Consider the following 3,420-nt stretch of genomic DNA (forward strand, 5'->3'; position numbering starts at 1 on the left):
CCCCCGGTCGTGTGGGGGGTCGTTCCCTTCATCTGTGCGGGTCGCCCCGCGGGGGCGCCGCCTCGGTGGGCTTGGCGGGCGGGGGGGGGGGGGGGCTCCCCCCCCCCCCCCCCCCCACGCTCGATACCAACGAAACCGCAAAACAATGAGGGTCAGTTCTTCGTTTCGCCCAAGGGGTCAAATCCTCACTTCGCTTGACATCTGGTGCATCGCGAGACAATGCGAGCATAATCGGCCGTATTATCTGTCTGAAAGCATAAGTATATTTTGCTCTGTATTTCGCACATCTTCGTGATCTAAGCCGAAAATTACAAAATCAAATGGGCCGTCATCTTCATATCCCTCTACCATCACTATCGCTCCACGTCTATCAGCAGGTTTATAATGAAGTTGTCTTTGCTTCAAAATATCAATAAGTTCAGTAAACCGAACATCAATGCGAATGTTATTTCGGGATAAGACAACGCGTTCGCCGCTTTTGATATCTAAGCCTAAGGAATTCGATACGGCCCTGACGGTAGAAAAGCCTCCGTGTCGCCCGTTAACTTCACATGCAAAGAAACCAGTCTCCTTTCCTTTAACGATGTCCACGCTAAACGGTCCGATATACCCGATCTTTTGAGCATAATCACCAAGACATCGGGACCAAGCCAGAACATCTCTGGGCAAATCGTCAACAAGCGATTTGCTCCAATATGCTCCTCCATATCCTGGTTCGTACAGCATTGAGGCGACGCCTGCAAATTCAATTTTGTCTGGGCCAATGTCAAAATGTACGCCTATCGAACACTCATTCTCACTGTATACCTCAACAATGACAGGCTCTTTCTCCGTCGGAAATAGTCCAATTTCATAAACCGCTGCAGGTATGGAATTGGCACCATCTTTCAGCACGGACACCGAGCGCTTCGCACCCTGAAAACATCCTACTCTATTCTTCGTGATGACGCTGTTGCCATCACCGCCCGAATGACGAGCCATCTTCAGAATAGCCTTATCGGAACTTGAAAGGGCTCCACACACAGCATCCACCAATTCCTGTGTGTTTACACAAACACTGCCATTAGCAATCGGCACACCAAGCTTGGGTGCAAACTCACGAAACTTTGCCTTGTCGTTAAGAAGACGAGATGCCTCAGGGCTTGCCTGAACGCTCTGATTTAAAAACGTTACGGGAATATCGCCAAAAAATTTAGCAATGGAAACAGTTACTTCGTCTACGATATACGCTTCCAGACATGAAACTTGGATGCCAGCCAACAGAGGCAGCGATTTGGTCAAACGACTACCAGCCTCAAGCGCCTTTTCCGAGATCGGCAAAGGACGCTTGGTGGATGCTGTGGAAGTCGAAAGACAAACGATATTACTTTCGCCAGTTTGGGAGTTAACGTAGTCTAAGAATGGTATTGTTACCGGCGTAGGGGTGACAAAAATATCGTTTTTCCTAGCGAGCCAAATCATTCGTTTGGCTGACGCTGCATTTGCTTGGAGAAAATCATCTGATAGCGAGTCTGTGGATGGCGTCATTGCATCTGAGCCAGTATTACCAAGTATAATTTTAGGCATAGCCGTCTTCTCCATAGTAATTATTTGTCGATAGGTGATTGATTCTATGTTGCTCCGGTTCTCCACCAATTAATACATGCATGAGAAAGAATACTAATTGGGTCAATAATGTCCTCATCGCCTTCGAGGTGGTCTGATATGGCGGATAATTCACTGCAGCCCAAGATAATTAGGTCTGGGTTGAAATGCCTAATGTCCTGAATCAGTTGGTTCAGATTTGCTTTTGCTCTTATGATGTTTCCAGACTTGACATCCGCGATAATTTTGATGCTTTCGTTCGTCAGACCTTTCAAATTGTCGACGAAATTTTGACCAGTGCAGTCATTATGCGTTACGGGGTAAAGCGACTCCCGCATGGTCGCATTTGTTCCAAGTAGAATTGATCGGAGATCGCGGCGTTTTCTATCACGTTTTTCATTTAATACGTTTGTGGTCATTTCTACCATGTTGATAAAGTCCGATGACAATGAATTACTAATTTCCGAGCCCCAGAAATGCGCAGTATTGCAAGGGATGACAATTGCTCCACATCCAGCACGCTCTAGCCAATACGCGCGTTCTAAGATTTGACGCAAAGGCGCGTCGCTGCCAATTGAGATTGCTTGCGAACGATCAGAGATATTGGGAAGTGATAGGGCAATAAACGGGATGTGGTCCTGATCTCTTTCAACCGAGCTTTTTCGAGCTAGAACTTCCAAGAATTTTGCAGTTGCCAAGCTTCCCATTCCGCCCACCACTCCAAGCGGTTTTCGTTGCCCAAATGAGTCCAAAGACGGCGAATTGCGTTGCTGTATCATGTGGATTAGAAATTCCTTTCTGAAGATTACGGCAAAAACAGACAAGATGAGAACACTGCTAGTGGTGCCCGCCAGACATTAGAGTCCTGGTGGGAGTCTCTTTCCAGTGCGCGCATGCGCGTCTGGCGCATGCGCACAGGGATGTCGTTCACAGTTTCGCCGACCGATCGCGCCCCGCCTGTTGGCGCTGATCAGAGATCGCAACGCCCCGTAGAAGCACGTTTGGCGCGCCGAGATCAGCAGCGACGGCGTGGGCACCAACTCGGATCTGCCTAGATTTGCCTGGCGATGCGCAACGAAAGCCTCAAAACTCGTGCCAGCTTCGCGAAGAGAGCGTTAGAGAGGTCTTTTCATAGAATTCTCAGCGGTTTAAGTAAGAGCGTAGCACGAAAGTGCGTCGCACTATGTCGCAGACGCGACAAACCGGACGTTGCAGGGCAGGGCCTTTATGAGTGCATCCGCTTGCGAATGATAAGCATTCGCCCATAAGTTGCTTTTATGGTCGCATCGGTCGTGGTCGAGTAGCTCAGCCACGGCTTTCGCGCTCACAGATCCGGGCGGGCGGAGCGGGCGACCTCACGACGGTGAGCTAAAAATGGATTGGACTAAACCCCCGCACGTGAGGCCTCAGCACGGCGGATCTATGGGCAGTGAATCGCCAGCCGGTTGCAAGCTCGTGGGACGGAGCATTCAGGACAGCGAGCGCAAGCGCCGCATGCAGCGGGATGCAGACCTTGTTGCGAGGGTTAGCGCAGCGCGGGTCGACGGCGCCGAAGGAGGCCTTGAGCGCCAGCACGACAACAGTTCCGGGGCGGCTGGGTCTTGCCGGCTTGGTTGAGGCGTTGTTGGTAGCACGCGATCCGGTGTCATGAAGGTGTCCTTGACCCTATTCGCGACCGTTGCCTTGGGGAGGACTTCGAGGAAGACCATGTGCGCATGGCGACAGGCTGGCATTGCTCGAGAGAAATTCCGGTGACGGTTGCGGATTCCGACGTGAAGCCGGCCGCCATTCCGATCAAAGACCGGCCACCGTTCCGATTTGAAGCCGGCCACCATT

The 3,420-nt window shown here is 50.9% G+C and carries 2 protein-coding genes; both read right to left on the reverse strand.

What is annotated here, in order from left to right; genetic code table 11:
* Positions 1-240 precede the first annotated feature (240 nt).
* On the reverse strand, positions 241-1,566 hold the full coding sequence (locus AC0L3D_RS36160; protein ID WP_473647473.1) for a preATP grasp domain-containing protein: 1,326 nt from the start codon (positions 1,564-1,566) through the stop codon (positions 241-243).
* A 44-nt stretch (positions 1,567-1,610) separates the two neighbouring features.
* Positions 1,611-2,363, reverse strand: a complete 753-nt coding sequence (locus AC0L3D_RS36165) for an aspartate/glutamate racemase family protein (RefSeq protein ID WP_473647474.1) — start codon at positions 2,361-2,363, stop codon at positions 1,611-1,613.
* Between the last annotated feature and the right edge of the window lie 1,057 nt (positions 2,364-3,420).

Source organism: Mesorhizobium sp. WSM4837, from assembly GCF_055811435.1.